The sequence below is a fragment of the Brucella cytisi genome (assembly GCF_038433355.1).
GTDB classification, from domain to species: Bacteria; Pseudomonadota; Alphaproteobacteria; order Rhizobiales; family Rhizobiaceae; genus Brucella; species Brucella cytisi.
Map to the genome: position 1 here is coordinate 1 of NZ_JBCAUP010000038.1, position 22,813 is coordinate 22,813.

The following is a 22,813-nucleotide window of genomic DNA, read 5'->3' on the forward strand; positions in this document are numbered from 1 at the left end:
GCAGGTTATGATTCAATCGGATTTCTGACATACGATGGAGATCACGATGGCCTGGACTGAAACCGCTCGCCGACAGTATGAGCGTCGCAATTCGCGTTATGCAAGCGATTTAACGGATGCGGAATGGTCTGTGCTCGAACCGCTGATGCCTTTGCCACGACATCTCGGTCGCCCTCGAAAGACAAACCTGCGAGAAGTGGTGAACGCGCTTCTTTATATAGCTTCTTCGGGCGGTGCGTGGCGGCTTTTGCCTACTGAATTCCCACCATTCTCCACGGTGCAGAAATATTTCTACCGCTGGAGAGATGATGGCATGCTGCGGACCATCAACAACACACTTGTGATGATTGCGCGTGAACAGGCCGACAAGCAGCCCAGCCCCACGGCTGGTGTGATCGATAGCCAGTCGGTGAAAACCACGGAAAGCGGCGGAATACGAGGTTTTGATGCGGGGAAGAAGATCAACGGTCGCAAACGTCATATTGTGGTTGATACTCTCGGCCTGATGGTTGGTCTCGTGATCCATTCTGCGGGCATTCAGGACAGAGACGGCGCGCCGGATGTCTTGAAAACCATTCTCAAACGTTGGCCGTGGTTGCGGCATATCTTTGCTGACGGCGGATACGCAGGACCAAAGCTCAAAGGCAGGCTGGAAAAGGTCGGGAGGTTTACACTGGAAATCGTCAAGCGGTCTGATCGCGCTGAAGGTTTCCAACTACTCCCGCGTCGATGGGTTGTCGAACGCACATTTGCATGGCTGGGACGGTGTCGCAGACTGACCAAGGACTTCGAGAAAACCATCGCTTCCTCTGAAGCGTGGATCTACATCGCAAATATCCGCTTCCTCACCCGAAGGATCGCAAGAGCCTGATATCGTTACGTTCATTATGATTCAGGCTCTTACAAGTGAATGCATGCCTTGATGCGCTGAGGTTGTATAGCGCAACCGCCAACGCGATGGAAACAGTTTGCCAACAAAACCGCTCACATTACTGTGAGTAAACTCTGAAAAAGCTACAACTTTTCATGATGTTATCCGAAAACATAAATATTAATATTAGTAATACCTATTTTACAATCCTATTTATTTCCCGTTTATTAGAAGCACCGCAGCAACCGAAACAATGACTTGCAGCCTGACCGATCATGCAGAATGTCTGAGTTCCAACGGGCGCTGACCTGGAGCACGATAGCGGATGTGACAGCCGCTGATGCCCTGATATTCGACGTCGACATCGACACCGAAGACCTCGGCGATACGCTCTGCCCGTAACACCTCGCGTGGTGTGCCGAGCGCGACGAGATTGCCCATATCCATCACCGCGATGCGGTCGCAGAACATCGCGGCATGGTTCAGGTCATGCAAGGCGGCCACCACCGTCAGTTTCTGGCGGCTGACAAGATCGAGCAGCCCGATCTGATGTCCGATGTCGAGATGATTGGTCGGCTCGTCCAGAAGCAAAATCTGCGGTTCTTGAGCCAAAGCGCGGGCTATATGCAAACGCTGTCGCTCACCGCCGGAAAGCGTGTGCCAATAGCGGTTGGCCAGATGCGCCATATCGACATTGACCAGCGCCTGGTCAACGATGGCATCGTCCTCCACCGACCATGGCGACAGGGCACCGAGATAGGGCGTTCGCCCGAGTTCGACCGCCTGACGTGCCGTGATACGTTCTGTCGTTCCCGCCTGTTGCTCGACCAGCGCCAGTTGGCGCGCAATCTCGCGACGGCTGAAACTGTCGATGGGTGAACCGCAGAGGTTCACTTCGCCGACGCGGCATCTGCGAACACCGGAAAGCAAAGACAGAAAGCTGGTCTTTCCCGATCCATTCGGCCCTATGATGCCAAGAAACTCACCTTCCGCCACTTCCAGCGAAACATCGCGCAAGATTTCGACATTGCCCGCCGACCAGCCGACATTGCATGCTGAGAGGATCATGACGACGCCCTCCTTTGTCCAAGTAACAGGGCGAATGCAGGTGCACCGAACAAAGCCGTGATGACACCGATCGGCAAAACCTGCCCCGGAATGATGATGCGTGACAGGATATCGGCGACGATCATGAAGATTGCTCCGATAAGGGCCGCCGCGGGCAACAACCTGCCGTGCCTGACCCCGACTACCATTCGCGCCGCATGGGGAATGACGAGACCGATAAAGCCGACAGAGCCAACGATGGAAACCATCACAGCCGTCATCATGGCGCTGACACCGATCAGCACCACGTAGACGCGGCGCACCGGTATGCCGAGAGAAGCTGCGGATTCCGTTCCGAAGGTGAAGGCATCGAGCGCACGCGCATGCCACAGACAGATGGCAAGACCGATCAGACAGGCAGGCAGAGCAAGAGTGACATCGGGCCAGCGCACGCCGGAAAGGTTGCCAAGGAGCCAGAACATGATACCGCGCGCCTGTTCGGCATTTGCTGCTTTGGTGACGATGAATGACGTCAACGCGTTGAAAAGCTGTGAACCGGCAATACCCGCCAGAATGATAGCGCTGCTGCCTCGCCCCGCCCGCAGCGCCAGCAGGGACACCAGACAGAAAGCAACGATGGCACCGATGAAAGCCCCAAGCGAGAGTGTCAGCACGCCAGCGCCGATGCCAAGAATGGCAACGGCAACGGCTCCAGTCGAGGCGCCGGCGGAAATGCCCAGAATATACGGATCGGCGAGCGAATTTCGGAGCAGCGACTGCAGAATAACGCCGGATATTGCGAGAGACGCGCCGCAACATGCAGCGATAACCGCACGGCTGAGGCGATAGCTCCAGACAATCCCTTCATCGATGGGTTCGAGCGGATATCCGGCATTCCACACCCGATTGGCTACGGTTTTCGCAACCACATCGAGTGGTATCGCCGTTTCGCCTATCGCCGCTCCGAGCCAAAGGGCAAGAAGAAGCAGGACAAGCGAAAAGGCCAGGAAGAACACGCCGGAGCGGGCCCTTCCCTTCTGTTTGAAGCCTGTTGTCGCTGCCCGCGCCGTCACTTGTTCTGGTCCGAGGCGGCAATATCGGCTGCAAGTGTTTCGATGCCTTCGATCACGCGAAGCGAAGTGCTCATCGACTGCGCATCCATGTCGAAGACATGTTTGTCCTTGACTGCTGGCATCAGCTTCGTCACCGCATCGTTCTCAAGAAACTGGTGCTTGACGGCGATATCGTCTGCCGGATAGCGGCGGCGATCCAGTTTTGCAGCAACGATCATCGAAGGGTTTGATTTTGCAATCGTTTCCCATCCAACCGTTGGCCATTCTTCCTCGCTGTTGATGACATTCTTGATGCCGAGCGCCGAAAGAACATAGGCGGGCGCGCCGAACTTGCCTGCGACATAGGGATCGGCATCGACCTGCGTGCTGGAGAACCAGACGACAGCCGAAAGCTTTCCGTCCGCAGCCCCAATTTTTTCACGCGCAGCCGCTTCGCGCGCCTTTAGGTCGGCGACGAGTTTCTCGCCGCGATCCTGCACATTGAAGATTTCCGCCAGTTCGGTGATTTCCTGATAGACGATATCCATCTTGAACGCTGCCGTGCGGACGCCGTCACCACCGCCGGAATTGTCCTTACCAACGCAATCCGACGGCGATGTATAGGCCGGAATGCCCAGTTCCTCGAATTGTTCAGGCTTCGCAACAATGCCGGTCGGCCCGACATGCCACTGGAAATCCGCCGTCACGATATCCGGCTTCTGCGCTAGAACGCTTTCGAAGCTTGGATCATTATCGGCGAGCCGCTTGACCTTGGCATTTACCTCTTCAAAGCCTTTGAGAACAGGCCCGAACCACACTGCCGTGCCGACAACCTTGTCGCCGAGACCGAGGCTGTAAAGAATTTCTGCGCTGCTCTGGCCAACCGCAACCGCGCGGCTCGGTGCCTGCTTGAAGGTAACGTCGCGACCGCAATTTTTCAGCGTTAGCGGATATTGCGTTTCCGCTGCCTGTGCAGCCAAACCGCCTGAGAGAAATGCAACCGCACAGAGGGCGGCGCGAAACGGCATCTTGCCGAGAATATTCATGAAAGTCCCCGAAATGATGAGAGAAAGACGCCCTGTCAGCTGACGGGAAAAATCCTATACGGAAGACGGACAGGCATATCCGGGGACATGTCGAAATCATGCGATGACGATAGAAGGATGCGTCCTGCGACGCGGAAATCTGTCATAATCTGCTCCTGCTCCGGGCATCCCCGCCCGTGACAATGGACAACACTAGACGGCAGGTCTCCTGGCTCACGAATATCTGCTGTTCATCTGCCTTCCCGCGCTTCTCCGGCACAGTGGCATGACGCTTTCAACGTCACGAGGATGAACGGCAATCCGCTTACAGTTGCGGGGGCAGCCACGGTCTTGGCCCCTTTTCGGGTCGTCCTCACCGTGTTCCCTATTAATCCCCTTCGCTCTCGGTCGGGGAACCGTCGTTACACTATTACGTTGACCCGATGTCGCCGTCAAGCAGGTCTCGATGGCTATTTCCAACGCACGGTTTTCAAGCGATTCGAAAGCCCGTTATTTAAATTGCGGCCAAACTATCGTCGCATGCGCTGGCCTATTGAATTTGTTTTCGCTAATCTCCATGTAGTTTTCTCCCGCTAGAGGAGCGGGACTTTGGGGAGGTCCGCCGGGAGGCGGCATACATTCTATCTGGGAGGACATATGCGTAGATTTATTCTGGCCCTGACGTCGGTAGCGGCGTTGGCTATGGCAGGCTCTGCTTCCGCAGAAGACTACAAGGTGCTGGCGCCTGCTGCTCCAGGCGGCGGCTGGGATCAGACGGCGCGCACGATGCAGAGCGCGCTTCAGGACGAAAAGATTTCCGGCAGCGTGCAGGTTATCAACGTTCCGGGCGCTGGTGGCACCATCGGCCTTGCCCAGTTCGTGAACCAGAACAAGGGCGACCCAAGCCAGCTCATCGTCGGTGGCTATGTCATGGTCGGCGCTATCCTGACCAACAAATCGCCGGTTACGCTCGACGCCATCACGCCGATTGCACGCCTTACCGGTGAATATGAAGCCATCGTCGTGCCTGCTTCTTCCGACATCCAGAACCTTGGCGACCTTGCAGCAAAGCTGAAGGCTGATCCAGGCTCCGTCTCGTGGGGCGGCGGTTCTGCGGGCGGCACCGATCACATCACCGCTGGCCTCTTTGCCAAGGCAGCAGGTGTCGACCCGACCAAGGTCAATTACATCGCCTTTTCCGGCGGCGGCGAAGCACTGGCAGCCATTCTCGGCAATCAGGTAACCGTCGGCATTTCCGGCTATGGCGAATTCGACGCCCAGATCAAGGCCGGTACGCTGCGCATCATTGGCATTTCGAGCGACGAGCGCGTGGAAGGCATCGACGCACCGACCTTCAAGGAAGGCGGCGTGGACGTTTCTATCCAGAACTGGCGCATGGTGGCCGCTGCTCCCGGCATCGCTGCCGAACAGGAAGCTGCCATCAATGCCGATATCGAGAAAATGGTGAAGTCGGAATCCTGGCAGAAGGCTCTGAAAGACAAGGGCTGGGCGGATACCTATCTCGCCGGCCCGGCATTCAAGGAGCAGCTTGCCAAGGACGTCGCTGCGACTGAAGCCATCCTCAAGGAAATCGGCCTCGTCAAATGACAGGAACAGAACCGCAGGAAAAGCGCCGCCCGGAAGGGGCGGCGCCAGATTTCGCCGCTCTTGTCATCGCCCTTGTTCTTGCCGCTGTCGCCATCGCCATTGCCTGGTCGACAACCTATGGAAACGACGTGACGAGCTACTCGCCGGTCGGTCCGAAAACCGTTCCCTATGTCGTCGCAGCCGGATTGTTCGGCCTTGCCATCTGGACCGTATTCGAGGCGCTTCGCGGTGATTTTCCAGAGCGAGAGCATCAGGAGATCGCCCCGATGGCATGGATCATTGGCGGTCTGGCCATCCAGATGCTGACGATGAAGACTGTCGGCTTTTCCTTGTCTACCGGCCTGCTTTTCGCAGCAACCGCACGTGGCTTCGGCTATCGCAAATTCTGGATCAGCGTTCCCGTCGGCATCGTCTTCGCCTTCGTGATCTGGTTCATCTTTGCACGCGGCCTGCAGCTATCGCTGCCGTCCGGCTGGCTCGAACAATTCGTTTAGAGCATTCCCAGTTTTGACTGAAACATTGGAAATGCTCTAAGTCCTTGTTTTGTCGCATTATCCCATGCAAAACCGCTTCGCATTTTTGCTGGAAATGCTTTAAAGGCTCAGTGCCATCATGGATACTGTCGCACTTCTCGCCAACGGACTTCTGGTGGCGCTTGAACCATCGAACCTTCTTTACGCGCTGATCGGTGTCACACTCGGCACCGCCGTCGGTGTTTTGCCGGGTATCGGCCCTGCACTTACCGTCGCGCTCCTTCTGCCCGTTACCTACAAGCTGGATCCATCCGGCTCACTCATCATGTTCGCGGGCATTTATTATGGCGGCATGTATGGCGGGTCGACCACGTCGATCCTGCTCAATACACCAGGAGAAAGCGCCTCCATCGTCACCGCATTGGAGGGCAACAAGATGGCCCGGGCCGGACGTGGCGGGCCGGCGCTTGCAACGGCGGCCATCGGCTCGTTCATCGCAGGCCTGCTCGCCACTCTGGCGCTTGCCTTCGTCGCACCATGGGTTGTGAAATTCGCCTTGTCCTTTGGGCCTTCCGAATATTTCGCGCTCATGCTTCTGGCTTTCATGACGGTCTCGGCCGCATTCGGCGATTCCACGCTTCGCGGATTGACGTCCCTGTTCATCGGACTGGCGCTCGGCCTGATCGGCATCGATCAGCTGACGGGTCAGGCACGTCTCGTCATGGGAACGCCGAACCTGCTCGACGGGATCAATGTCACGACGTTGGCGGTGGCGCTGTTCGCCATCGGTGAAACCCTTGCGGTCGTGTCGAAGAAGCTTCGACCAGAGGATGAAGTTATCGCCGTCAAGGGTTCCGTCTGGATGACCAAGAATGACTGGAAACGCTCATGGATGCCGTGGTTGCGCGGCACCGCCATCGGCTTTCCAATCGGAGCCATGCCAGCAGGCGGCGCCGACGTGTCCAGCTTCCTTTCCTATTCGGCGGAACGGCAGTTCTCGAAACATCCGGAAGAATTCGGCAAAGGCGCTATCGAAGGCGTTGCGGGACCGGAGGCGGCCAATAACGCTTCGGCTGCGGGCACCCTCGTGCCGCTTCTGACGCTCGGCCTGCCAACCACGGCGACGGCAGCAATCATGCTTGCCGGTTTTCAGCAGTTCGGCCTGCAGCCCGGCCCTCTCCTGTTCGTGACCAATGCCACGCTGGTATGGGGTCTGGTGGCGAGCCTTCTCGTGGCCAATCTGATGCTGCTGGTTCTCAACCTGCCGCTGATCGGCCTGTGGGTGAAGATGCTCACCATCCCGCGCCACTGGCTCTATGCAGGCATTCTGGTTTTCGCAACGCTTGGAACAATCGGTGCGAATGCCTCCACCTCGATGCTGTTCGGCCTGCCGGTTTCATTCGAGCTCGGCCTGCTTCTGGCATTCGGTGTGCTGGGCTACGTGCTGCGGCGCTTCTCATATCCCATCGCGCCGGTTGTCGTTGGCCTGATCCTCGGGCCAATGGCAGAAAAGAGCCTGCGTCAGGCATTGCAGATCAGTCAGGGCAACCCGATGGCTCTGGTGCATTCCTGGGTATCGATTGTGCTGATCGCACTGGCGATTGCCGCAGTCGTTGTGCCGATGATCATGCGCCAGCGCGGCAAGGGTGCCCTGCTGAGCCAGATGGCGACGGACGAAGACTAAAAACAAAAGCCCCGGAAATCCGGGGCTTTTTTACTCAGATACACATACGCTTACTTGGTTGCTCAACCCTGAATACGACGGAACTGGTCAACGTCGATTCCAAGCGTCTCAAGGTCCTGGGCAGTAGGCTTCTGACCAGCGCGCACAGCAGCAGAAGCACGAACGGCGCTGCCGAATTGCGCGAATGCACGACCGAAACGATTATTGAAGCGGGTAAACATTTTTCTCTCCATCACGGACACTTCATTGGTCCGTGCCCATGATATGGGGATCGCACTGACAACTTAGAAGATCGGCATTTGCATGCCAGCCATGCAGTTTCCGCATATTCCTTTCCGCTCAACTTGATCGCGATCAATGCCTTTGGCTCGCTGGCTTGCGAAGCTCTTTTCAACCAAGGAAGGAGCTAAAGAATGTCGAACACCCCCCATACACTTGGAGAAGAGTTTCCCGGCCAGCTCGACGCCATTCACGCATTGAAGGCAAAGGATGCGCATTTTGCCCGCATTCTGGAAGAATACGATTCCGTCAATGACCGCATCCACCGCGCTGAAACAAAGATTGCGCCAGTAAGCCAGGAAGAAGAAACAAACCTGCGCAAACAGCGCCTTGCCCTGAAGGACAGCATCGCCGAAGCGCTCGCCGAAGCTTGATCCGTCACTCCGGCAAACTGTTGGCTCGGTAACAGCTCAAGAGGTTTTGTCCTCGACTTTGCTGTTGTCCGGGCCAACCGAGTTTTCCATCCTGCCCACCACGACCAGAACCGTGACGGCAATCAATGTCGCCATGATTGCGATGTGCCAGAGGCCCAGACCACTGGCGAGTCCCACTGAGGCCGCAAGCCACATGCCGGCGCCGGTCGTGATGCCGGTTATTTTTCCGCGTGCGAAGATGATGAAACCCGCCGCCAGAAAGGCGACCCCGCTGGTGATTGCTTCAACGAGCCGCGAAGGGTCCATCCGGATATTCTGATCGTTGAATACCGGCACATTGACCAGTTCCAGCGAAACAATCGTGAAGGTAGCGGAGGCGAGACAGACGAGCATATGGGTTTTCAACCCGGCCGGTCGCCGACGCCATTCCCGCTCCAGACCGATAATGGAACCGAGCAGTGTTGCCAGCAGCATCCGCGCCAGAACCACCGGCAAACTGATTACATTCTCATGCGTAAATTCAGCCCAGAATTGTTCCATGCTTCACAACGGGCACCATTGGGTTTGGTTCCGCTATAGACGAATGTACCAACGACGATCACTCGCAAGCAAACGATCATTTCGCCGACGCTGGTGGGACCGATTCCGTCGTGGCGGGTGGCAGGGAGTTCTCGCCATTGGGCGTATTCTCATCGGGAGAAATAACGGTGCCGTAGATTTCGACCAGCACCCACACGACCAGTGCCGCCGCGATACTGACCAGCAGCACGATGAGAACGGGCTTGCCTTCGCGCCCCTGCCTTGCCTCAGTCGGGTTGACCTGTTTCATGGATCAAATCCTCCTGTTGGTTTCGGCGGCATAAGATTTGCCGCTACAGACCTAATGGCAGGGTAGGCTATTGGTTCCAATTAAAGCACCGAGCACGCTACCGCATTCCTGCTATTCGCGTCAAACTGTTGTTTTTATGAATTTTTCTCAGATCAACGAACCAGTGTTTTATCGCTGATTTAAACTCGCAACGGATATATGAGAGACAATGGTACGGTCGGTTGGAGTTGAACCAACGACCTCAGGAGCCACAATCCTGCGCTCTAACCAACTGAGCTACGACCGCGTACCTTTGTGTCGGCTGCGTGACGCTCTGGCGTCGCCGACAGGGGGTCACATACGGAGAATCGATCCATATTGCAAGTGATTATAGCTCTCTTTTTTGAGAAATTCCCAATTGCGGGATTCAATATCAAATCCTGCTGTTAACAGTCACCGGCTGGTAACCATTATAGGTGACCGGCTGTGCACAACCCGGATATTGGCCCGAGCCTGTAAAATTGCCTTTCCCGTATTAACTAATGAAACAGAAAATGCAGCCCATACCAAATGGCAATGTGGACCCGCGCCCATAAGAGGCTTATTAACAGGGTGTTAACGAGCACTGCGGGCGGTCGAAAGAACAGGTAAGGACAGGTATGTCAGGATCATACCCCTTCATCGATATTGCCGCGCTGGATTCTATCCGCGAAGGCTTTGCAAAGGGCGATGCGCAGCTCGTGCTGACGCACGACCTGTCGGCAGTGCTTTGGGTCAACGGCCCCGGCGCGAAGCTTTTCGGCTTCGATCGCGTGGAAGACATGATCGGCGGCGGCCTTGATCTGCCCATCGCCACACGCCGGCAGATCGCCTCTTCGAACAGCAATGCGGAGGGTGAAACCCGAACCGTTTCCGTTCGCCTCGGCGGCGGACTGCGTTCCGACCTTACCCGGTTCAGCGTGTCGCATATTACGCTTCCCGACGGCGTGTCCGGGCTGCTGCTGACTGCCGATGGCAAGGACACCAAGGCTGAAGACATCATTTCCGGTCTCAGCGACGACAGCACGCATATTGCGGTGATCGACGCGAACAGCCGGGTGATTGCCGCAAGCCCGCGTTTTGCTGCGCTCGACATTTCCTCCACGACGCTGGAAGACCTTGTCATCGAAGCTGCAGACGCGACTGACCGTATCGTCAAGCGCCGCATCCGCGCCGGAAGGCATTCCGTGCCGGGAGCGATTGCGCGACTGACCGACACGCCGCCCATGCATCTTCTTTGCATCATCGGTGATGCTCCCGTCGCGACATTGGAAGCACCCGCCGCTCTGCAGGGTGAAGCCGAAGAAATTCTGGAAGAGATACTTCCAGAGCCTGTGGAGAGCCCAAATACAGAAGATGCTTTTGCTGATCAGCAGAAGCCCCGCAGCTTTGTATTCGAACAGGATGCTCCGCCCGCCCGCTTCATCTGGAAGGTGGGACCGGACGGCACTTTCAGCGAAATATCGCCGGACCTTGCCGCGACGATTGGGCCGAATGCGGCTGATGTCGTCGGGCGTCGCTTCGCCGATGTGGCCAATGTCTTCGGCTTCGACCCCGATGGCAGTATTACGGCGCTGCTCGACAAGCGTGACACATGGTCAGGAAAACGGTTGATGTGGCCGGTAGAGGGCACGGATTTGCGCGTGCCTGTCGAGCTTGCCGCCCTGCCCGTTTATTCGCGCGATCGGGAATTTACCGGTTTCCGCGGCTTTGGACTGGTGCGTCCAGCTGAGGCCGAAAAGGACCCGGAAGAAATCGGGCTGGTGCTTGCAGGCGGTATTCCGCAAGCGCGCAAGCCCATCAGCGAACCGGTCGAAACGGCAACGCCTGTCGAAGACGACGATGTTCTGGCGCTAGGCGAAGAAGTTGCCAATGACGACAGGCCTGTCGCAACGCTGCCCAAGCCGCCGCTGGATATCGCGCCGACACCGGGACGTCGGGAATCCGATAGGGTGATCAGCTTACTGAACGCTTGCGCAGAAGAGAAAGTGGCTGCGGACCAGGCGCGGATGCTGAAGGAACGGGAGCGCGAAGAGCGTCCCGAAGGCGGGCTGACCAAGACCGAGCGCAACGCATTCCGCGAAATTGCTGATCGTCTGCGCAAGCAGGGTCTTGCCAATTCCCGCGCCGAAACCGAAACGGTCACCATATCGGACGAAACCGTCATTGACAGCTCGCAGCCGGTCGAAAAGACCGAAGTGAAAGCGTCGCTCATCGACGAAGTTGCCGCCGACGAAGCATCACTTCCGTCGTCCGGAATGGCCTATGGAGATGAAACGGCCCTGCTGGCCAATCTGCCTGTGCCGGTCATCATTCATTCGGGCGATAGGATTCATTATGTCAATCAGGCCTTGCTCGATCTCACTGGCTATGAATCGCTTGATGATATTCGCTATGCGGGTGGCGTCGATGTGCTGTTCAACAGCGAAAGCGACGATGGCGAAACGCGACAGGGCATGGTGTTGCGCCGTGCCAATGGCAGCGAAGAGCCTGTCGATGCGCATCTCAACGCCATTTCCTGGCGCGAGGGCCGCGCACTCATGCTGAGCCTGATGCCGGTGGCAGCTGCACCGGTATCCGTTGAAGCCGTTGCCGCCCCGGCTGAAGCGCCGGTTGCGATCGACAAGGACGACGAAAAGCAGGCACTTGCGGATCATGTCGAGGAACTGAAGACCATTCTCGACACGGCAACGGATGGCGTTGTCCTTATTGATCCTGAAGGCCGCATCCGCTCGATGAACCATTCGGCCTCGGCCCTCTTCGGCTATGAACGCGACGAGACGGAAGGCAAGTTCTTTTCGATGCTGTTTGCCATCGAAAGCCAGCGCGCCGCCATGGACTATCTGCACGGCCTTTCCGGCAACGGTGTTCTGAGTGTCCTCAATGATGGGCGCGAAGTGATCGGCCGCGAAGCCAAGGGCGGCTTCATTCCGCTTTTCATGACCATCGGCAAACTGCCGCATACGCGTGGGTTCTGCGCCGTTCTGCGTGACATCACGCAGTGGAAACGCACCGAGGAAGAACTGACCAATGCGCGCAAGGAAGCTGAACGCGCTTCGAGCCAGAAGACCGAGTTTCTGGCACGCATCAGCCACGAAATCCGTACGCCGCTCAATGCAATCATCGGTTTTTCCGAGCTGATGGCCGACGAGAAGTTCGGCTCCATCGGCAATGATCGCTACCGGGATTACCTGCGCGACATCAATCGCTCCGGCAATCACGTGCTGGCATTGGTCAATGATCTGCTCGACATTTCAAAGATCGAAGCTGGCGCTCTCGACATGCAGTTTGAAGCGGTCTCACTCAACGATGCCATTGCCGAAGCCATCGCACTGATGCAACCGCAGGCCAATCGCGAACGCGTCATCATCCGTTCGAGCTTCCAATCCAACCTGCCCGACATCGTTGCCGATACGCGTTCGATCAAGCAGGTAGCCCTGAACCTTCTGTCCAACGCTGTGCGCTTCACGGCTCCGGGCGGTCAGGTGATCGTATCGACCAGCTATGAAATGAACGGCGATGTCGTGATGCGGGTGCGCGATACCGGCATCGGCATGACCAAATCCGAGGTCGAGCAGGCACTGAAACCATTCCGACAGGTCAACGCGCTGGAACGCCGCAAGGCCGAGACCGCGAAGGACTGGCGCAGCGAAGGCACCGGGCTGGGCCTGCCTCTGACAAAAGCCATGGTAGAAGCCAATCGCGCGCAATTTGCCATCGATTCCACTCCGGGACACGGAACGGTGGTCGAGATTGCCTTCCCGCCGACACGCGTACTGGCTGACTGATCGGCACCTGGAAAGACTAAAGAACCTCCCCTTGCGGGAGGTTTTTTCATGTCCTGCTTCAACTCAAAAAAAAGCGCCGGACGAACCGGCGCTATCAGAATCTCAGAGACAAAGGACACAAAAGCAATTCGCAACGGAGCACAGGAAACGGCAGCTCGATCATCACTCAGTGTTGCATTCCTTATCGCGTGAAGCCGGTTAACGACGCCTTAAGTTCTTCGTTCAGAATTTACGCATTAGTAGCGACTGTAAAATCAGGGTTAATTTCCGTGCAGCAATTGATTAACCATAGGAAAGAAGCAGCGCTGTTGATTTGATTCCGTTCTCTGCAACCGTAGACGACTTATCATAAAACTAGCGTCTTTGCTTTGACCCATTGCTGGTTTACAGCTTGAAATATGTCGCGCAAAAGTGCTCAGCAGTTTTGCGATAACGATATGCAAAAAAACGAATACCAGAGGCGCGGCGCGAAGAAAAACGTGGCGTGTTTCTATGAAACTTCACTGATTGGATGGTTGATGCGCTGGCCCCGATTTACGCGCCTCATAATTGCGCTCGTCATTCTCTGCGCCGCAGCTGCAGCAACCTTGCTGGCCGTGGTGCCTTTTATCGTCTCTACCGATGCCATTCGTATCCGCGTTGCACAGGAAATCAGCGCCTGGACCGGCTATAGCGTTGAACTGCGACAAGCCCCTCGCCTGAAGGTATTCCCTGTTCTGCGCGCATCGTTGAACGGCGTGACGCTCAGCAAACTTACCGATCAGGGTCAGAAACCACTCATGAGCGCTGATCGCATTGATGTGGAGCTTTCTCCGCTCGATGCCATCATGGGACATATCTCGTTTTCCGAAACGCAGATCGTCCGTCCGCATGTAAACCTCGACGGACCGATTTCGAATTTCTCACAGCTCCTCGACGCCATCGCCAATTCCAACGGACGCCTCGGCACCGCTATCCGTGCGCAGCGCGCCCTGCAAAAAGACGGTTCCGGAGATAATGCACAGGCAACGCAGCAGGCCTCACAACCGTTTGGCCGTGTCGTGGTTCGTGATGGGACGATTGCCTTCAATCGTCCGGATAGCGAGCCGGAAATCACCAGTGACGAGCAGATAACCGATGTCAACGCAACGCTGGAATGGCCCCGAACATCGAGTGCCGCAACGCTGAAAGGCAGCGCCAAATGGCGCGAAGAGACCTCCCAGTTCAGCCTGACTGCCGCACAAGCGCTGCCGCTTCTGGCGGGCGGCACATCGGATGTGACGGCAAGCCTGACCGCCAATCCGCTAAGCCTCACATTTCAGGGCAAGGCGAATATTTCCAAGGACCGTTTTTTCGAAGGCGATCTGACTGCCAAGACCCCGTCGCTCAGCGGCGCGGTGCGCTGGCTCAGCCTTCCGCCAATTGCGGGTAGCGCCGAAATCGGTGCATTCTCGCTGGAATCCACCATAACCGCGACGCCGAAACGGCTGAAATTCGCCGATGTGGAAATGACCGCCAGCGACAGCCCGGCCAAGGGCGTGATCGAGATCGGCCTGGAACAGGAACAGCCCGCGGTAACCGGAACACTGGCTTTCGACAAGCTTGACCTTGGTCGCCTGTTTTCAGCCTTCATTCCACTGCCCGACAGCGGCGCGCGCTCGCCGAACGAGCGCAACAATCACGACCGCGACGTGGTCGATACGAGCTTCATTGATCGCGCAGAAGTCGACCTTCGCCTTTCCGCGCAGAGTGCCACGGCGGGCCCGGTGAACATGACGGGGGTAGCTGCTGCGGTTCAGATACGAGGCGGACGTGCCATCTTCGACATCGGCGACGCCAAAGCCTTCAATGGCATCATGCAAGCCAATGTGCAGATCGTGCGTGACCTGAAAAGTGCGAGCGGCGAATTGCGTTTCAACGCCTCGGATATCGACAGTTCGCAGTTCTTTACGGCACTTGGCTTCGACAAGCCTTTCGTAAGCGGCAAAGGCAATGTTTCCCTGTTCATGAAAGGCCCGGCCAATCGCTGGTCCGGCCTTTTGACCAACGCGCAGGGCAATGTTTCCATACAGCTCAACAATGGTCAGATGCAGGGCTTTGCCGTGCAGGATTTTCTGACCAAGGCGCAGAGCCAGCGCTTCTTCGCTCTGGAGCGGAAGGAAAACGTCGCGCTTGCCTTCAATCGTCTGGATGTGAAAGCCAATCTTTCCGATGGTGTGGCGACGCTGGAGAATGCGCGTCTTGACACGTCCGATGGCACGCTGACGCTGGCAGGCATTGTGCCGTTCGTGGATCGCAGTCTGGCGCTGAGTGGTGAAGTCGTTTTCCCGAACAGCCAGCCGCAGCAGCCACAGGAAGGCAGCACAGACGGTCAGGATAGCCAGCCGCCAGCCGAAACTCCGCCCGCCAAGCCGCCGCTCAATTTCTTCGTCGGCGGCTCGTGGGATCGGCCATTTATTTCACCGTCATCCATGGGAACGGGGCAGTAAGCCCCGTTTTTCATTATCCCATACGGAATGCCGCCTGCTCGTCGCGGCGGCGCTGCACTTCGCGACGCTTGTTGACGACCGAGGCGATGATGACCCCGATAGTCACCAGCGCGATCAGGATTGTACAGACAGCATTGATTTCCGGCGTCACACCAAGACGCACCTGGCTGTAGATTTTCATCGGCAGCGTCGTTGCACCTGGACCGGAGGTAAAGCTTGCAATCACAAGATCGTCGAGCGACAGGGTGAATGCGAGCATCCAGCCCGAAACCACGGCGGGCAAGATAACCGGCAGCGTTACCTTCATGAAGGTCGTGACCGGCGGCGCGCCCAGATCCATCGCCGCTTCTTCCAGAGAACGGTCAAAGCTCACCAGACGCGACTGCACGACGACCGCCACGAAACACATCGAAAAGGTGATGTGTGCGAGCGTCACCGTCCAGAAGCCACGGTCGAAATTCATCGCCACGAAGAGCAGAAGCAGCGACAGGCCGGTGATGACATCGGGCATGACCAGCGGCGCGTAAACCATGCCCGAAAACAGGATGCGTCCGCGAAAGCGCGTATAGCGTGTCAGCGCAAGTGCTGCGAGCGTACCCAGAACAGTGGCAATCGTTGCGGACAGAAGACCGACGCGGATCGTCACCCATGCCGCATCCATCAGAGCCTGATTGCGAAACAGCTCGACATACCATTTGGTCGAGAACCCCGCCCAGACCGTGACCAATCGGGATTCGTTAAACGAGTAGATAACCAGCAGAACGATGGGCAGATAGAGGAAGGCAAAGCCCAGAGCCACCGATACGATATTGAAGCGGGACCAGTTGTTTTGCATCCTATTTCCCCTTTTCCTGTGCCCGCGCCTGCACCTGCTGGAAGATCACGATCGGAACGATCAGCAGGATCAGGAGCACCACGGCCACGGCCGACGAAACCGGCCAGTCGCGATTGGAGAAGAACTCACTCCAGATCGTCTTGCCGATCATCAGCGTCTGCGAACCGCCGAGAAGGTCGGGAATGACGAACTCACCCACGGCCGGAATGAACACGAGGAAGCAGCCCGCAAGCACACCCGCCAGCGACAACGGGAAGGTGATTTTCCAGAAGGCGGCAAACGGTGTGCAGCCCAGGTCCTGTGCCGCTTCGATGAGCGAATAGTCCATCTTTTCCAGCGAAGAATAGATCGGCAACACCATAAACGGCAGATAGGAATAAACGATCCCGATGAAGATAGCCGTATCCGTGTTGAGAATATTGAGCGGCGTATCGATGACGTTGAGCCACATCAGAAACTGATTGAGCAGGCCTTCCGGCTTCAAAATGCCGATCCATGCATAAACGCGGATCAGAAACGAAGTCCAGAACGGCAGGATCACCAGCATCAGCAATGTCGGACGGATCGTCGTTGGCGCGCGCGCCATGCCATAGGCCATCGGATAGGCGACAAGCAAGGTCAGGAAGGTGGAGATAGCCGCAATGCGGACGCTCGACAGATAGGCCTTGTAATAAAGGGGATCGTCCAACAACCACAGATAGTTATCGAAGGAGAGCTGCTTTATCCTCTCCCAGGTTGCAGCAAATCCCTGCGCCAGATCGAAGGTCGGTGTATAGGCCGGGATCGCCATCGCGACTTCCGACAGGGAAATCTTGAAGACGATGAAAAACGGGACAAGAAAGAATACCAGCAGCCAGAGATAAGGCACCGCGATGACGAGACGGCTGGCAATGGAAGCGACGAGCTTCTGCATGGTGGCCTCCTCAGGCGGTCAACACCAGACCGGCATCGGTATCGAAGGAAACCCAGACACGCTCGTCATAGGTCAGCGGATTTTCCGTCTTGCGCACGGCATTGAGGCTTGCAGCCTTGATCGTGCGTCCATTTTCCAGCCGGACATGGAACACCGTCATGTCGCCGAAATAGGCAATATCCCAAAGCTCGCCTTCCACCGCATTGACCGAAGCATCGTCCGGCTTCTCGCGTGTGATCCGCGTCTTTTCAGGACGCACCGCATACCAGACCTTCTGGCCCGGATTGAGTTCTTCGCGGGTCTCGGTCTGAATGTGAAAACCGAATTTTTCGGTAGCAATCTCGGTCTCGCCATTGGCGGCTTTCACCACTTCGCCTTCGATGATGTTCACATTACCGATGAAGTCAGCCACGAATTTGGAGCGCGGCGCCTCATAGACTTCCGCCGGCGTCGCCACCTGCTTGATGCGGCCCTTGTCCATCACCGCAATGCGGTCGGACATGGTCATGGCTTCCTCCTGATCGTGAGTCACAACCATGAAGGTCATGCCGAGCTTGACCTGCAAATCCATCAGTTCGAACTGGGTTTCCTCGCGCAGCTTCTTGTCCAGCGCGCCGAGCGGCTCATCCAGCAGCAGCACCTTGGGACGTTTGGCAACGGAGCGGGCAAGCGCCACGCGCTGGCGCTGTCCGCCGGACAACTGATGCGGCTTGCGCTTGCCATATTGCTCCAGCTTCACGAGCTTGAGCATCTCGGCGACGCGTGCATCTATTTCCGATTTCGCCATACCGTCCTGCTTGAGGCCGAAAGCGATATTGTTCTCGACCGTCATATGCGGAAACAACGCATAGGACTGGAACATCATGTTGACGGGGCGCTTATAGGGCGGGATGCCGCGCATATCCTGACCGTCGAGCGTGATGCGGCCCGATGTCGGTTCCTCAAAACCGGCCAGCATGCGCATCAGCGTGGTCTTGCCACAGCCCGAAGCGCCAAGCAGCGCGAAGAACTCGCGGTTGAAGACATTGAGCGAGAGGTCATCGACGGCGGTAAAATCGCCGAATATTTTCGTCACATTATCAAAAGAAATGAAGGGCTTGGCCGCCGGATCGTTCCAGGGCGCAAATTTGCGGCGAAAGCTGCCAAAAGATTCCATTCCGTTCCCCTATAAACTAACCGGAACCTGATCCCGCGGGCAAAACCCACGTATTACAAGACGCAGAGCGGCCCTCCGTCTGCACAGTGGGCCGCTCTTCACGATGTCGGGCGGGACAAATCTGTCCCACATACTATTTCAGCTCTTACTGGCCGGTGACGATCTTGGTCCAGGCGCGGGTAACCACGCGCTGGGTCTTGGTGTCATAAGGCGTGGGCACGAACAGCTTCTTCATGACGTCTTCGGTCGGATAGATTTCCGGATCGTCAAGAATTTCCTTGTCGATGAACTCCTGCGAGGCCTTGTTGCCATTGGCATAGAACACGTAGTTCGAAGCCTTTGCAGCCACTTCCGGGCGCATCATGTAGTTCATGAATTCAAGCGCTTCGGGCACATGCTTGGCGTCTGCCGGGATCGCCATCTGGTCGAACCAGATCAGTGCGCCTTCCTTCGGGATCGAATAGCCGATCTCGACGCCCTGCTTTGCTTTTTCAGCGCGATCACGTGCCTGGAAGATATCGCCCGAATAGCCGATGGCCATGCAGATATCGCCATTGGCCAGCGCATTGATATATTCAGACGAGTGGAACTTGCGGATATTCGGGCGGATCTTCAGATAAAGGTCCTGCGCCTTCTGCAGATCGTCCGGCGACGGCGAATTCGGGTCCAGACCCAGATAGTTCAAAGCCGGGCGCAGCATTTCGCTGGCAGAATCAAGAAGATAGATGCCGCAACCTTTAAGCTTCGCAGACTTTTCCGGGTCGAAAAGCACGTCCCAGGAGTCGATTGTGTCGGTGCCGAGCGCTTCCTTGATCTTGGCCTTGTTGTAGCCAATGCCGGTCGTGCCCCACATGTAGTTGACAGAATATTCGTTGCCCGGATCGTAGGTTGCCGCGCGGTTGGAGATTTCATCCCACATGTTCTTGACGTTCGGCAGCTTGTCCTTGTCGAGTTTCAGGAACACGCCTGCCGGAATCTGACGGCCAAGGAATTCGCCCGATGGCACCACGAGATCGTAGCCGCTGCCACCGGCCAGAAGCTTGGTCTCCAGAATTTCGTTGGAGTCGTAAACGTCGTAGACGACCTTGATCCCGGTTTCCTTGGTGAAATCCTTGAGAATGGAGTCGTCGATATAATCCGACCAATTATAGATATTGACCACCCGCTCCTGCGCGCTCGCGGAAAATGTGGCAGCCGCTACAAAGCCCGTCACGACGGTCGTTGCCAGAAGGAAGGATTTGATCCCCATCGTTTGCTCCAATCTGCACGATAAATTCCGGTGCAGGTTCAAGGTGGATATACTGTTTCTTTATTGCACTTTTTTAGATTGCACAGCTTTCGTCAACAGGGTCGTGACAGGACGAACATAAAAATTGCATCTCAAAGGCTCCCCAAGGGGCAATGAGATTTCGGTTATGCCTGACAAACACCAGCTTACTATTGAAAGTCGAAGGCAGATAACCCCGCCACCATCTCATCCAGCCCGAGCGGACGTGTCAGCGGTGGCTCGGCACGAGTGATGCAGCCCTGCCTTTCGCACAGACGACAGGCCGGACCGATCTCGGTATTGCCAGCCTTTGAAAGTGACGCGCCATAGACCGTGTCGCCCCCCGCTTCCAGCGCACAACCAAGTAACAGCGCTGTCCTGCGCGGACGCTCGCGGAATGAGCCCTGCGGCCCTTCCAGCGTGCGGGCAATTGTCAGGAACGCCGAGCCGTCCGGCAGTTCCGCCGGTTCCACCAGCACCTGCCCTGCCTGAGCGAAAGCCGCATAGACCGGCAGCTTCGGGCATTGCCCGCCGAAACGGGTTGGAAAACCTTCCGCTCCTGCAACACGCAGGCGGTTACCCGCATGGTCGATTTCCATCACGAAGAAGGGCAGCGCACTTGCCCCCTGTCGCTGCAAGGTGGTCAGCCGGTTTGCCGCCTGCTGAAATGAAACCCCGAAACGCGTGCGCAGCACATCGACATCATAACGAGCCCGCACGGCTGCATCGCGAAACTGGCGATAAGGCATCATCAAAGCCTGCGCCGCATAACGCGCCAGTTCGAACCGCGCGATGCGTTTGGCTTCACTGGAGGACAGTTTCAGCCCTTCCGTTTCAGCGCCGATCATCACCTGCATACGGATCAACGCCGCTTCCATGGCAATTTCCTGCAACTGATCGAAGGGGGACAGACGCTCCGAAACAAACAGCCGCTGCGAATGCCGGTCATAACGCCTGCGCCAGTTTGGCATGGTAGCAACCGGCAGCGTGCGAACCGTAATGCCATGCTCGCGCCGAAGCCAATCCTTCAACGCGCTCGACAAATCGCCGTCCGGTTTCAGCAGGGTGTAAAAGCTCTCCGCCTCTTCCTCGATGCGTGGATAATGGTTGGCCCGCCGCGCCATCACATCGCGCACTTCATCGAGCGGCAGGCGCGTCGCGGAAAGCTCAGCCCCGCTTCCCTCATGCGACAGCAATTGCGACAGATCAGACAAGCGTTGCTGCTGCTCGCGATAGGCACGGTAAAGTTTCATGATGCCGACGGCAGCATTGGGCGCAGCCTCGCCGATTTCGACCAGCTCCTGATCGCCCGGCAATTCGCCAGTCAGGAGCGGATCGGAGAAGACTTCCTTCAGACCCGTGATCGTGGAGCCGCTTTCTGCCTGAAGACTGTCGAGGTCGAGCTTGTAAACGCTGGCAAGCTTCAGCAAAAGCTGTACCGTCAGCGGGCGCTGATTGCGCTCGATCAGGTTCAGGTAAGACGGCGAAATACCGAGCGCCTCGGCCATCGCCGTCTGGGTCAGTCCCCGCTCGTTGCGGATGCGCCTGATGCGTGGGCCGGCAAATATCTTGCGTTCGCTCACCTGGTTCTCCCAACCCAAAACGGCAATTTTACAATTCATGACAAAATAGACACAAAATTCGATTTTGACAAGATTTACAAATTTACATCGCCACCTAGTCAAAACTCCGACAGCATTACCTTAATTCTATGCCCATTTTTTCGGTTTCTCTGGCAGTTCAATAATCTCGATTGTAAATCTGGTCACAGAAACAGCGGCCATCAAATGCTTTACAAATACCAACTACAACACGAGGAGAAACCGAAATGACAGATTTTTACAGCCTTATTCCTTCGGCACCAAAGGGGCGCTTCGACGGCATCCAGCGTGCGCATACAGCCGAAGATGTAAAAAGGCTGCGTGGTTCGGTGGAGATCAAGTACTCGCTGGCCGAGATGGGCGCCAACCGCCTCTGGAAGCTGATCCATGAGGAAGATTTCGTCAATGCGCTGGGCGCGCTTTCCGGCAATCAGGCCATGCAGATGGTTCGCGCCGGACTGAAGGCAATCTACCTCTCCGGCTGGCAGGTTGCAGCGGATGCGAACACGGCTTCGGCCATGTATCCGGACCAGTCACTCTATCCGGCGAATGCCGCCCCGGAACTGGCAAAGCGCATCAACAAGACGTTGCAGCGTGCCGACCAGATCGAAACCGCTGAAGGCAAGGGACTTTCGGTCGACACCTGGTTTGCCCCCATTGTTGCCGATGCTGAAGCAGGCTTCGGCGGTCCGCTGAACGCTTTCGAGATCATGAAAGCCTTCATCGAGGCGGGTGCAGCAGGCGTTCACTACGAGGACCAGCTTGCCTCAGAAAAGAAGTGCGGCCATCTCGGCGGCAAGGTTCTGATCCCGACGGCAGCGCACATCCGCAACCTTAACGCGGCGCGCCTAGCTGCTGACGTGATGGGAACGGCAACGCTGGTTATCGCCCGCACGGATGCGGAAGCCGCCAAGCTTCTGACCTCGGATATCGATGAGCGCGACCAGCCCTTCGTCGATTACGATGCGGGCCGCACGGCTGAAGGCTTCTATCAGGTGAAGAACGGCATTGAGCCATGTATCGCCCGTGCGATTGCCTATGCGCCTTATTGCGATCTGATCTGGATGGAAACATCCAAGCCCGATCTCGAACAGGCCCGCCGCTTCGCGGAAGCCGTGCACAAGGCGCATCCGGGTAAGAAGCTCGCTTATAACTGCTCACCGTCGTTCAACTGGAAGAAGAACCTCGACGACGCCACGATTGCCAAGTTCCAGCGTGAGCTGGGCGCGATGGGCTACAAGTTCCAGTTCATCACGCTGGCCGGTTTCCACCAGCTCAACTTCGGCATGTTCGAACTGGCACGCGGTTACAAGGACCGGCAGATGGCAGCCTATTCCGAATTGCAACAGGCGGAATTTGCAGCCGAAGCCAACGGCTACACCGCGACCAAGCATCAGCGTGAAGTCGGCACCGGCTATTTCGATGCCGTGTCACTCGCAATCACCGGCGGCCAGTCTTCGACCACCGCCATGAAGGAATCGACTGAAACAGCACAGTTCAGACCGGCTGCTGAATAACAGCCCGG

Annotated in this window: 19 protein-coding genes, 1 tRNA gene and 1 riboswitch; of the genes, 8 read left to right on the forward strand and 12 right to left on the reverse strand. The window is 56.9% G+C overall.

Annotation, left to right across the window (positions count from 1 at the left end; genetic code table 11):
• The first annotated feature begins 46 nt into the window (after positions 1–46).
• On the forward strand, positions 47–871 hold the full coding sequence (locus AAE521_RS24585; RefSeq protein WP_342060385.1) for an IS5 family transposase: 825 nt from the start codon (positions 47–49) through the stop codon (positions 869–871).
• Between the two features lie 273 nt (positions 872–1,144).
• On the opposite strand, the gene AAE521_RS24590 is transcribed toward AAE521_RS24585, so the two are convergent.
• Genes AAE521_RS24590 through AAE521_RS24600 form a run of 3 tightly spaced genes read right to left on the reverse strand, consistent with a single transcriptional unit; the run spans position 1,145 to position 4,016 of the window.
• On the reverse strand, positions 1,145–1,939 hold the full coding sequence (locus AAE521_RS24590; RefSeq protein ID WP_071631306.1) for an ABC transporter ATP-binding protein: 795 nt from the start codon (positions 1,937–1,939) through the stop codon (positions 1,145–1,147).
• Positions 1,936–2,991 (reverse strand): FecCD family ABC transporter permease, encoded by a 1,056-nt coding sequence (locus AAE521_RS24595; RefSeq protein WP_374864893.1) that lies wholly within the window; start codon positions 2,989–2,991, stop codon positions 1,936–1,938. Before AAE521_RS24595 ends, AAE521_RS24590 begins: the two co-directional genes overlap by 4 nt.
• Positions 2,988–4,016: an ABC transporter substrate-binding protein gene (locus tag AAE521_RS24600; protein ID WP_342062806.1), complete on the reverse strand. Its 1,029-nt coding sequence runs from the start codon at positions 4,014–4,016 to the stop codon at positions 2,988–2,990. Before AAE521_RS24600 ends, AAE521_RS24595 begins: the two co-directional genes overlap by 4 nt.
• Positions 4,017–4,197: 181 nt before the next feature.
• A riboswitch (cobalamin riboswitch) is annotated at positions 4,198–4,431 on the reverse strand.
• Positions 4,432–4,652: 221 nt separating this feature from the next.
• On the opposite strand from AAE521_RS24600, the gene AAE521_RS24605 reads away from it, so the two are divergent.
• From AAE521_RS24605 to AAE521_RS24615, 3 genes are all read left to right on the forward strand, one after another.
• Complete coding sequence (locus tag AAE521_RS24605) at positions 4,653–5,603, forward strand: Bug family tripartite tricarboxylate transporter substrate binding protein (RefSeq protein WP_342062807.1); 951 nt, start codon at positions 4,653–4,655, stop codon at positions 5,601–5,603.
• Positions 5,600–6,097 (forward strand): tripartite tricarboxylate transporter TctB family protein, encoded by a 498-nt coding sequence (locus AAE521_RS24610; RefSeq protein ID WP_010659103.1) that lies wholly within the window; start codon positions 5,600–5,602, stop codon positions 6,095–6,097. Before AAE521_RS24605 ends, AAE521_RS24610 begins: the two co-directional genes overlap by 4 nt.
• A 118-nt stretch (positions 6,098–6,215) precedes the next feature.
• Positions 6,216–7,760, forward strand: coding sequence for a tripartite tricarboxylate transporter permease (locus AAE521_RS24615; RefSeq protein ID WP_010659104.1), 1,545 nt, complete (start codon positions 6,216–6,218; stop codon positions 7,758–7,760).
• A gap of 62 nt (positions 7,761–7,822) precedes the next feature.
• Here the strand turns inward: AAE521_RS24615 and AAE521_RS24620 are convergent, their stop codons facing one another.
• The gene (locus AAE521_RS24620) at positions 7,823–7,981 is read right to left on the reverse strand and encodes a hypothetical protein (protein ID WP_100229493.1); all 159 of its coding nucleotides are present in this window, start codon (positions 7,979–7,981) and stop codon (positions 7,823–7,825) included.
• Positions 7,982–8,173: 192 nt separating this feature from the next.
• Here AAE521_RS24620 and AAE521_RS24625 point away from each other — a divergent pair, with 192 nt between their 5' ends.
• Positions 8,174–8,413, forward strand: coding sequence for an HP1242/YdcH family protein (locus AAE521_RS24625; protein ID WP_071631301.1), 240 nt, complete (start codon positions 8,174–8,176; stop codon positions 8,411–8,413).
• A 36-nt stretch (positions 8,414–8,449) separates the two neighbouring features.
• Here the strand turns inward: AAE521_RS24625 and AAE521_RS24630 are convergent, their stop codons facing one another.
• From AAE521_RS24630 to AAE521_RS24640, 3 genes are all read right to left on the reverse strand, one after another.
• Entirely contained in the window at positions 8,450–8,953 is a 504-nt protein-coding gene (locus AAE521_RS24630; protein WP_010659107.1) for an MgtC/SapB family protein, read from the reverse strand.
• Between the two features lie 76 nt (positions 8,954–9,029).
• Positions 9,030–9,242 carry a hypothetical protein gene (locus AAE521_RS24635; protein ID WP_010659108.1) on the reverse strand — a complete coding sequence of 71 codons (213 nt, stop codon included), beginning with the start codon at positions 9,240–9,242 and terminating at the stop codon, positions 9,030–9,032.
• A gap of 209 nt (positions 9,243–9,451) precedes the next feature.
• Positions 9,452–9,528: transfer RNA gene (locus AAE521_RS24640), tRNA-His, on the reverse strand.
• A gap of 352 nt (positions 9,529–9,880) precedes the next feature.
• Here AAE521_RS24640 and pdhS point away from each other — a divergent pair.
• Together pdhS and AAE521_RS24650 are read left to right on the forward strand one after the other, a co-directional pair.
• The gene (pdhS, locus tag AAE521_RS24645) at positions 9,881–13,048 is read left to right on the forward strand and encodes a cell-division control histidine kinase PdhS (protein ID WP_342062808.1); all 3,168 of its coding nucleotides are present in this window, start codon (positions 9,881–9,883) and stop codon (positions 13,046–13,048) included.
• Between the two features lie 518 nt (positions 13,049–13,566).
• The gene (locus AAE521_RS24650) at positions 13,567–15,516 is read left to right on the forward strand and encodes an AsmA family protein (RefSeq protein ID WP_010659110.1); all 1,950 of its coding nucleotides are present in this window, start codon (positions 13,567–13,569) and stop codon (positions 15,514–15,516) included.
• Between the two features lie 13 nt (positions 15,517–15,529).
• Here the strand turns inward: AAE521_RS24650 and AAE521_RS24655 are convergent, their stop codons facing one another.
• The 5 genes from AAE521_RS24655 to AAE521_RS24675 all read right to left on the reverse strand — a co-directional run bounded on the left by AAE521_RS24655 (position 15,530) and on the right by AAE521_RS24675 (position 21,270).
• On the reverse strand, positions 15,530–16,351 hold the full coding sequence (locus AAE521_RS24655; protein ID WP_071631296.1) for an ABC transporter permease: 822 nt from the start codon (positions 16,349–16,351) through the stop codon (positions 15,530–15,532).
• Between the two features lies 1 nt (position 16,352).
• Positions 16,353–17,264: an ABC transporter permease subunit gene (locus tag AAE521_RS24660; protein WP_071631295.1), complete on the reverse strand. Its 912-nt coding sequence runs from the start codon at positions 17,262–17,264 to the stop codon at positions 16,353–16,355.
• 10 nt (positions 17,265–17,274) lie between these two features.
• Positions 17,275–18,420 (reverse strand): ABC transporter ATP-binding protein, encoded by a 1,146-nt coding sequence (locus AAE521_RS24665; RefSeq protein ID WP_342062809.1) that lies wholly within the window; start codon positions 18,418–18,420, stop codon positions 17,275–17,277.
• Between the two features lie 145 nt (positions 18,421–18,565).
• On the reverse strand, positions 18,566–19,669 hold the full coding sequence (locus tag AAE521_RS24670) for a polyamine ABC transporter substrate-binding protein (RefSeq protein ID WP_071631293.1): 1,104 nt from the start codon (positions 19,667–19,669) through the stop codon (positions 18,566–18,568).
• Positions 19,670–19,857: 188 nt separating this feature from the next.
• Complete coding sequence (locus AAE521_RS24675) at positions 19,858–21,270, reverse strand: helix-turn-helix domain-containing protein (RefSeq protein ID WP_342062810.1); 1,413 nt, start codon at positions 21,268–21,270, stop codon at positions 19,858–19,860.
• Positions 21,271–21,515: 245 nt separating this feature from the next.
• Here AAE521_RS24675 and aceA point away from each other — a divergent pair, with 245 nt between their 5' ends.
• Complete coding sequence (gene aceA / locus AAE521_RS24680; RefSeq protein WP_010659116.1) at positions 21,516–22,805, forward strand: isocitrate lyase; 1,290 nt, start codon at positions 21,516–21,518, stop codon at positions 22,803–22,805.
• Positions 22,806–22,813 lie beyond the last annotated feature (8 nt).

Bases quoted from the DNA above. Each gene is read 5' to 3' on its own strand.
- AAE521_RS24625 (WP_071631301.1), top strand. From the start codon at position 8,174: ATGTCGAACACCCCCCATACACTTGGAGAAGAGTTTCCCGGCCAGCTC.
- AAE521_RS24650 (WP_010659110.1), top strand. From the start codon at position 13,567: ATGCGCTGGCCCCGATTTACGCGCCTCATAATTGCGCTCGTCATTCTC.
- aceA (WP_010659116.1), top strand. From the start codon at position 21,516: ATGACAGATTTTTACAGCCTTATTCCTTCGGCACCAAAGGGGCGCTTC.
- AAE521_RS24585 (WP_342060385.1), top strand. From the start codon at position 47: ATGGCCTGGACTGAAACCGCTCGCCGACAGTATGAGCGTCGCAATTCG.
- AAE521_RS24660 (WP_071631295.1), bottom strand. From the start codon at position 17,264: ATGCAGAAGCTCGTCGCTTCCATTGCCAGCCGTCTCGTCATCGCGGTG.
- AAE521_RS24590 (WP_071631306.1), bottom strand. From the start codon at position 1,939: ATGATCCTCTCAGCATGCAATGTCGGCTGGTCGGCGGGCAATGTCGAA.
- AAE521_RS24655 (WP_071631296.1), bottom strand. From the start codon at position 16,351: ATGCAAAACAACTGGTCCCGCTTCAATATCGTATCGGTGGCTCTGGGC.
- AAE521_RS24610 (WP_010659103.1), top strand. From the start codon at position 5,600: ATGACAGGAACAGAACCGCAGGAAAAGCGCCGCCCGGAAGGGGCGGCG.
- AAE521_RS24615 (WP_010659104.1), top strand. From the start codon at position 6,216: ATGGATACTGTCGCACTTCTCGCCAACGGACTTCTGGTGGCGCTTGAA.
- AAE521_RS24605 (WP_342062807.1), top strand. From the start codon at position 4,653: ATGCGTAGATTTATTCTGGCCCTGACGTCGGTAGCGGCGTTGGCTATG.
- AAE521_RS24635 (WP_010659108.1), bottom strand. From the start codon at position 9,242: ATGAAACAGGTCAACCCGACTGAGGCAAGGCAGGGGCGCGAAGGCAAG.
- AAE521_RS24620 (WP_100229493.1), bottom strand. From the start codon at position 7,981: ATGTTTACCCGCTTCAATAATCGTTTCGGTCGTGCATTCGCGCAATTC.
- AAE521_RS24665 (WP_342062809.1), bottom strand. From the start codon at position 18,420: ATGGAATCTTTTGGCAGCTTTCGCCGCAAATTTGCGCCCTGGAACGAT.
- AAE521_RS24670 (WP_071631293.1), bottom strand. From the start codon at position 19,669: ATGGGGATCAAATCCTTCCTTCTGGCAACGACCGTCGTGACGGGCTTT.
- AAE521_RS24600 (WP_342062806.1), bottom strand. From the start codon at position 4,016: ATGAATATTCTCGGCAAGATGCCGTTTCGCGCCGCCCTCTGTGCGGTT.
- pdhS (WP_342062808.1), top strand. From the start codon at position 9,881: ATGTCAGGATCATACCCCTTCATCGATATTGCCGCGCTGGATTCTATC.
- AAE521_RS24630 (WP_010659107.1), bottom strand. From the start codon at position 8,953: ATGGAACAATTCTGGGCTGAATTTACGCATGAGAATGTAATCAGTTTG.